This window comes from Halapricum sp. CBA1109 (assembly GCF_009741825.1).
In the GTDB taxonomy this organism is placed as follows: Archaea; Halobacteriota; Halobacteria; order Halobacteriales; family Haloarculaceae; genus Halapricum.
The window spans coordinates 1-7,959 of sequence record NZ_WPCA01000125.1; the positions used below are offsets into that span (position 1 = coordinate 1).

Annotated in this window: 4 protein-coding genes; all 4 read left to right on the plus strand. The window is 66.4% G+C overall.

What is annotated here, in order from left to right:
* Positions 1-499 precede the first annotated feature (499 nt).
* Positions 500-1,276 (plus strand): hypothetical protein, encoded by a 777-nt coding sequence (locus GJ629_RS17195; protein WP_231754616.1) that lies wholly within the window; start codon positions 500-502, stop codon positions 1,274-1,276.
* Between the two features lie 80 nt (positions 1,277-1,356).
* Entirely contained in the window at positions 1,357-4,146 is a 2,790-nt protein-coding gene (locus tag GJ629_RS12500; protein ID WP_231754617.1) for a glucodextranase DOMON-like domain-containing protein, read from the plus strand.
* Positions 4,147-4,148: 2 nt separating this feature from the next.
* Positions 4,149-7,526, plus strand: coding sequence for an S-layer family protein (locus GJ629_RS12505; protein ID WP_157513353.1), 3,378 nt, complete (start codon positions 4,149-4,151; stop codon positions 7,524-7,526).
* Positions 7,427-7,959, plus strand: a 533-nt coding sequence (locus GJ629_RS17200; protein ID WP_370515901.1) for a PKD domain-containing protein, incomplete at its 3' end; no start/stop codon positions are given. The genes GJ629_RS12505 and GJ629_RS17200, both read left to right, overlap by 100 nt.

The following is a 7,959-nucleotide window of genomic DNA, read 5'->3' on the forward strand; positions in this document are numbered from 1 at the left end:
TTTTCCCCACGTTTTTGCGACGAGTGGTTCCCGCAGCGAGGGCACCGAGCGAGGAAACCCGAGGAGAAAAAAGTGGTTGCGAAAGACCCCGACGGCCACGAGATTGAGGTCGTCCGGCGGTAGGCACGGACGCACGACCCGCACCCGTCGCGTCGGAGCTCCCGATTCTCTCGGAACCTCTGTTCCGTCGTGTGTCCCCGTGAACAACCGTACTGTGGTGGGTGCCGAGGAACAACAGCTGGTGTACCCGCGGCCGAAAAATATGTCAGCTTCTCAGCCAGTTATTCAACGGCTGGCGCGCTAAGACAAAGTTCCCGGTACCGAATTATCGGCCGAAAACGGCCGTTTCGAGCACCTTACTCCAAAAGCATTATAATAATCATTTCCCACGCCACAGACAGGGACACGCACGGGTCACTGTATGCCATCCCTGCTGTGAGATACAGCAACTGTACAACGAAGGGGGGACGGGCACCGTTCGTGTCCACGAGTCACATCTATGAAACGAAGAGAGTATTTGGGTGCACTCGCTGGGATCGGTGCGGCGAGCACAGTATCGGGTGTATCAGCGGCGGAGAACAGACAGCTACGGACAGCCACGGGCGACGACTCCCACCACCCCGGGCCGCCGCGGTTCACGACCGTCGGCGAGGGGTTCGAGGACGAGTTGTTCATCGACTTCAGCGGCGATGTCTTCGGGAAGGACCGGGACAACCTCGCGCCGCGCATCTCCGGGACGCCACAGAGCGACCCGTCGAACTACGCCGCGAGTGACTTCTCGTGGTCCATCGTCGACAAGCCGGCCGACAGTTCGGCGACGCTGATGTACGCGCCCCCGGACGGCGCGGCGGACGACCCCGTCCAGCAGTACGACCCGGGGACGCACAACGTCGTCGAGTTCATCCCGGACGTACCGGGGATGTACGAACTCGAACTCGACGCCCCGGACGGGACACACACGCAGACGATACGCGCGTTCCCGACAGCCAGCAGCGACTACTCCGGCGGCGGGCCGCCGCGAATCAGTATCGACGGCTACTACGATTCGGGTACCGACGAGTTCGTCCTCGAGTCGAACGCCCGACTGGCACCGGACAGCGGCCAGTCCTACGGCGACTTAGTCGTCGAATGGCTGGCGACGACCGGGACGCGCTCGCGTCCGCCGACATCGTCACCGAGGACGGGGGCTGGACGGCCCGCATCGCGAAGAGCGACCTCGGCGGCGAGACTAACCGCGTCCACGCCGCCCCGTGGGACGGCGAGATTCACGGGATGACCGATACGGTCGTGCTGGACCCCTCGGCGGAGGCCATCCGGTACCCCAACCGACCGCCGGAATGGATCCAAGAGGGCGTTATGTACGAGATATTCCCCCGCTCGTTCGAGGGGCCGCCGCCGGAGAGCGAGTGGCCGCTTGAGAACTCCAGAGCGACCTTTTCGAACATAGAACAGCGGCTGGACTACATCGAGAACCTCGGTGTCGACGTCATCTGGTTCACGCCGGTCGTCCCCGGGGAGAGTTCGAACTGGCGGCCACAGCAGTACAAGCGCCTCCTCGATCAGGGCGAGTCCCCGCCGTTGAGCTTCAAGTACTCCGGCGGCGGCCCGCACGGCTACGACGCGCTCACGTACTACCAGATAGCCGAGGACTTCGCCTCGGGCTACTCCATCGACGACTACTACGACGACCCCGCGACACGGCAGGACGCCCGCGAGGCCGCGATGGAGGAGTACAAGTCCTTCGTCGAGGCGGCCAACTCCCGCGGTATCAAGGTGTGTCTGGACTTCGTCATCAACCACTGCGGGCGCCACCACGACTTCTTCCAGGACACCATCGCACAGAAGGGATTCCGACCCAGCGGGTACAGCTACAGAACCGTCGAGCAGTGGGCCGACGGCAACGACAGCACGTCACGCTCGAAGTATTTCGACTGGTTCGACCGCCGGGACGGGCCGCGGGTCGCCGACGACGGGACCGTCATCGAGGAAGCGCCCGCCCCGACCGGCTTTGCGGGCCTGCGCGTGATGCCGAACCTCAACTACGCCAACGTCGGCCTGCGGGAGCACATCCTCGCCGCCGCCGACTTCTGGTCGGGCGAGGTCGGCGTCGACGCCTTCCGGTGTGACATCGCTTACGGCGTCGTCCACTCCTTCTGGAAGGAAGCCCGGGAGATATGCCGGTCGAACGACAGCGAGTTCATGTTGCTCGACGAGGTCATCCCCAACGACCCGAGTTTCGCCGAGAACGAGTTCGACATGCACTTCGACACGGCGGACTTCATGAACGCCGCCCACGCCGTGGCGGAGGGTAACGGCTCGCTACGGGGCGTCTTCGACGCGGTGAACAAGCGACCCACCGAGGGGTGGCCCGACCACACGCTCATTACCAACGCGACCGAGAACCACGACGAGTTCCGGGCGCTGGACCTCGCCCTCGACGCCGGCCGCTCGAACCCTGCGAAGGCCCAGCGCGCGGTGTGGGCGATGGGCGTCTGTCTGCCGGGCGTCCCGTTCGTCTACTACGGCCAGGAGCGCCAGATCAGCAAGTACGGCACCGAGCGGTTCGACTTCGACGGGACCGGCGAGGACCCGCGAACCAGCGACGGCGACGTGGGTCCCGGCAACCCCGCCCGGGCCTTCATGAACTGGGCGGAGTACGGCGACACCGTTCCGGCCGACCACCAGCAGTTCTACGAGGACCTCATCGACTACTACCACAGCGACCCGGTGCTCAAGCCCGACGCGGCGATGCAGACTATCGGTACCGCCAACCCCTTCCCGAACGGCGACGACGTCTTCGCCTTCCGGCGGGAGCACGAGGACGAGGCGCGCGTCGTCGTCGTCAACGCCGCCGACGGCGACGGCTACATCGACGTGCCCGGCGACACCGACACCGTCGACCGGATCTCCGGGACCGACCTCGCCACCGGTCCGGTGGACTCGACGGCACCCGACGCCCAGCGTGTCGGCCCCATCGACACTATCGCAGTCTTCGACGCGCCCGCGCCCGGGACGGGCACCGAACTCGCCGCCTTCGACGAACCGCCCCTCGACGACGAGGGGCCGGGCGGTTACACTTACCCCGAAGCGAACGCGTTCGCACCGAAGAGCCACGACATCGACGCCGTCGAACTGTACGAGACGGACGACCGCTACGCCTTCACGTTCCGCCTGAACGGTCCGTTGACGAACCCCTTCGGCGGCCCGAACGGCTTCTCCCTACAGAAGCTACAGGTGTACCTGCGGGACCCCTCGGCGACCGACGGCACCACCGAGGCCCCGCCGGGAATCAACGCCACACTGGAGAACCCCTACCAGTACCTCGTGGACGTCCACGGCTGGCGGGCCAAGGTCTACGACGCCTCCAGCGGAGTCACGTATAACGACAGTGCGAGCCAACCCGAGTACAACGAGGTCCTGACCGACGACGTCGTCGTGAAGACGTTCTACGATCAGGACGCGATCAGGTTCACGATTCCCAAGAGCGCGGTGCCGGACCTCTCGACGCTGGAAGTCGTGCCGGTCCTCGCTGGCCACGACGGCGGCGGCGAGGGTGTCTACGGCGTGCGTGACGTCCTCGACAGCGCCACCGACTACCAGTTCGGCGGTGGCGGCGACGCCAACGCACCCCGAATCGTCGACCTCGTCACACCGGGCGGGCAGTCCCAGTCGGACGTCCTCTCGTACACGGCCAGCGAGCGAGCGACGCTGCCGTACCTCTCGCTCACCGACGCCTCGCCACCGACGGCCGACTTCAGTGCCTCTACCACCACGCCCGATGTGGGCGAGGCCGTCACCTTCGACGCCGGGGCCTCCTCGGACCCGGACGGCGACATCCAGTCCTACCAGTGGGACTTCGGCGACGGGTCGACCGCGACTGGCGAGAGCGTCACCCACACGTTCGCCAGCACCGGCACCTACACGGTGACGCTGACCGTCTCGGACAGCACGTCCGCGACCGCCGACGCAACGGCCACCACGGACGTCACCGTCTCGCGGAGTTCTCTCGTCGACAGCTACGACGCCGACGACGACGGGACGCTTGAGATAGACGAGTTGAACACCGGTATCGACGACTACTTCGACGACGGCATCTCCATCGACGACTTGAACGACCTCGTCGACGCCTACTTCAGGGGGTTGTAACGATGCGGCGGCCACGCACCCTCTTGGTCCTCGTGCTCTCGCTCGCCGTGGTCGGCGGTCTGGCCGGCGTCTCGGTCGCCGACAGCGACGCGACGACTGGCGCGACGGTCTCCGGGACCGTCAGTTCCGGCGCGGCCGACGGCTCGCTTCCCGAGGACACCTCCGTCGTCCTGAAGCAGGGCGACACCGTCGTCGACAGCACCTACGTCGAATCCGACGGGCGCTTCGCCTTCCACGGCGTCGCCGACGGGACATACACACTCGTCGTGCGCGCGGACGACCACCGCACCGCGACCACCGCCTCGTTCGACGTCTCGGGCGGTGCCGACGTGACCGAACAGGACGTCACGCTCGACGGCGCGGTCCTGAACACCGACACCGGCGACTCCTGGACCGCGATCCAACCGGCGCTTGACGCCGCGGCGGCCGGCGAGACGATCACGGTCGGTCCGGGGACCTACGACGAAGCGCTGACGATAGCGACCGACGGCCTGACGCTGCGTTCGACCGACGGCGCGGCCGAGACGACGGTCACCGCATCCAGCGGCCCGGCAATCGAGATCAACGGCAACAACGGCGGCGCGACGGGCGTCGCCATCGACGGCTTCACGCTCGAAGGATCGGGAAGTTACGTCGTCAACACGTTCAACGTCGACGACGTCACGCTACGCAACAGCGTCGTCGACTCCGCGGCGGCCGGCGGGTCCGAGAACGGGATGTTCACCGACGGCGCAGCAGTCGTGGATAACGTCGAGTTCCGGGACGACGACGACACTGGTACCGGCCTTGATATCAACAGCCCGGGTACCGGGACAGAGATAATCGACAGCGAGTTTACCGGCTATCGAGTCGGGCTCTCAGTCGCAGGAGAGAGCGATGCTACCATCAGCGGTGTCGACATCAGGGGAATTGGTGTTCACGGGCTCATCATCCTGAACTCCAATGCTGGCAATCGAATCACTGTCGAGTCGACTGACATCGTCAGAACGGACGCCAACGAAGGGGACAAGGCGACGTTGCTGATACAGAACTCGGAGAACGTCCTGATCGACAGCAGTGAGATCAGCTACAACGGCGGGTCGAACACCTCCCGAAACGCGAACGTTGCAAACGTTCAGGTCTTCGACGGCAACACCTACGATGCCTCGACTATCACGTTCAGAGACAGCAACTTTCGCTACAACAATTTCGGTATCGAGACCACCGAGGACAGCGGGTCGTTCACCAACTCCGTTGTCGTCGACGGAAGCTACTTCAACGCTAACCAGTTCGGGGGCTCTGCCGGTAAAGTTACCGTCCAGAACAGCCTCGAAAACCGTCTGAACGCGGGTACTAGTGCTCTCCCCGATGTCACCGGCACCGTCTCCTCGGCCGCGGCCGACGCCTCCGTCGGTAGCGGCGTGCCGGTCCGGCTACAGCAGGGCGGGACGCTGATCGAGTCGGTCACGACCGACTCGGACGGAAACTACGAGTTCCGGAACGTCACCGACGGCAGTTACACGGTCCTCGCGGACGCGCCCGCACACCAGCAGGCGAGCGCGTCTGTGACCGTCTCCGGGAGTTCCGAGACGCAGGACCTCGCGCTCGACGGTGCGGTCGAGAACACTGATACCGGCGACTCCTGGATGGCGATCCAGCCGGCAGTCGACGCCGCCACCTCGGGGGAGACGATCACCGTCGCGCCCGGGACGTACGCGGAGTCGGTCGACTTCGCCAGTGTCAGCGGAGAGACCGACTTGACGCTCACCTCGACCGGTGCGGCGTCGGAGACGGTCATCGTCGGTCAGGGCTCGGTCCCGACGTTCAACGTCAACGCCGACAGCACGACCATCGACGGGTTCACGATTACCGGCTCCGGGCCGGGCCTGCTGGTCAACACCTTCGACACGACCCAGCACACGGTCCGGAACAACATCGTGCAGGCCAGCGGCGAACAGGTCGGCGTCAACATCGGCGAGACGGTCTCCGTGACCGACAACGAGATAACGAGCTCCTCTCTGGAGGCGACCGGGATCAAACTCTACGACGGGGGCGCTTCGGGGACGACCATCACCGGGAACGAGGTCACCGGCTTCGGCAACGCCACGACGGCGATCAACGTCAGCGACCTGACAATCGAGCGAAACCGGTTTGCGAACAACGGCGACGAGTCGGGTGAGGGCGCGATCAACGTCGACGTCGGCAGCGGCGTGACCATCGACGCCTCGACGATCACCGTCGCGCGGAACAACGTCGTCGACAACAACTTCGGCCTCTCGGTCGAGTCCGCGGGCACGGTGACCGGCGAAATCGACGCCGAGTTGAACTGGTGGGGCAGCGCCGACGGACCCAGCGCGTCCGGCGCGAACGGCGTGAGCGGGTCGGTCGACGTGGAACCGTGGCTCGAAGGTCCGGTCCCGGACGGCACCGCGACCCCGACACAGATCAGCGCGACCGTGGCGGTCCCGGACCCGCCGGGTGCCGGAGACACTGCGACCTACAGGACAGATCTCACGTACGATCAGGTCGGCGACGCGACCGTCGAGTACGTCTCGCTGGACTTCGGGACGGGGACGGTCGACCTCAGCGGTGTCGCGGCCGCTGACGTGACCGTGCAGGATCCGAGCGACACCGAGGTCACCGTCGATAGCGTCCAGACGGTCGACAGCGGCCAGACGTTGGTCGTCGCCCTCGGAACGGCCATCGACGACCCGGCGAGCGGCGAAACCTACACCGTCGTCGTCGAGGGCGTCACCAACGGCGACGCGGGAACCTACACCCTCACCACGGGGCTCCACGAGAGCGGCAGTGCAGTCGGCGGCGTCGCCGGGGACGCGGTAGCTAGCGGGAGCGGCGACTACGAACTCTCGGCGACCCCACCGGTCGTCACCGTGACCGGTGGGACCGTCGAACAGGGCGGCACCGTCACTGTCGACGTCAGTATCGACAACAGTCAGGCCGTGAAGCTGTCGGGCATCCCCGACGGCTGGAGCGTCTCCGACCGGACCGACAACGGCGCGTACACGGGGTCGACGACCCGCGCCGGCTGGGTCTGGGAGACGGGCGGATCCCACACCGCCTCGGTCACGCTGTCGGTCCCCGCAGACGCAGCGACGGGTGACGTCGACCTGACCGCGACGACCCAGGACAGCGCGGGCGTCACGGAGACGGACACGGCGACGGTCACCGTCGAGCGACCGCCGGACACCACCGCGCCGACGGCCGCCGTCGGCCCGGACGTGACCGTCCAACCGGGCAGTCGGTCGTCTTCGACGCCACTGGCTCGACCGACAACGTCGGCATCACGAGCTACGAGTGGGCGTTCGGCGACGGGTCGAGCGGGAGCGGCGCACAGCCGTCCCACACCTACAGCGAACCCGGCAGCTACACCGTCACGCTGACAGTCAGCGACGCCGCGGGCAACACCGCTACCGCGACGCGGACCGTCACCGTCGACGGCTCGGCACCGGCCGCGATCATCGGGACCGACCGGACGGTGACCGCCGGCGAGACGGTGTCGTTCGACGCCAGCGACTCCGACGACGATACCGGCGTGGCGAGCTACCAGTGGTCGTTCGGCGACGGCGGGGCCGGGTTCGGTGCGACGCCTTCCCACACCTACGACAGCGCCGGCACGTACACGGCGACGGTGACGGTCGGAGACGCCGCCGGCAACACCGACACCGCCTCGCTGACCGTCACCGTCGAGGCGCCACCGGACACCACGGCACCGACCGCGGACGCCGGGTCCGACCGGTCGACCGTCGTCAACGAGGACATCCAATTCGACGCTACCAGCTCGACTGACAACGAAGGCATCGTCAGCTACGAGTG

Coding starts and splice junctions, on each gene's coding strand:
- GJ629_RS17195 (WP_231754616.1), top strand. CDS start 500: ATGAAACGAAGAGAGTATTTGGGTGCACTCGCTGGGATCGGTGCGGCG.
- GJ629_RS12500 (WP_231754617.1), top strand. CDS start 1,357: ATGTACGAGATATTCCCCCGCTCGTTCGAGGGGCCGCCGCCGGAGAGC.
- GJ629_RS12505 (WP_157513353.1), top strand. CDS start 4,149: ATGCGGCGGCCACGCACCCTCTTGGTCCTCGTGCTCTCGCTCGCCGTG.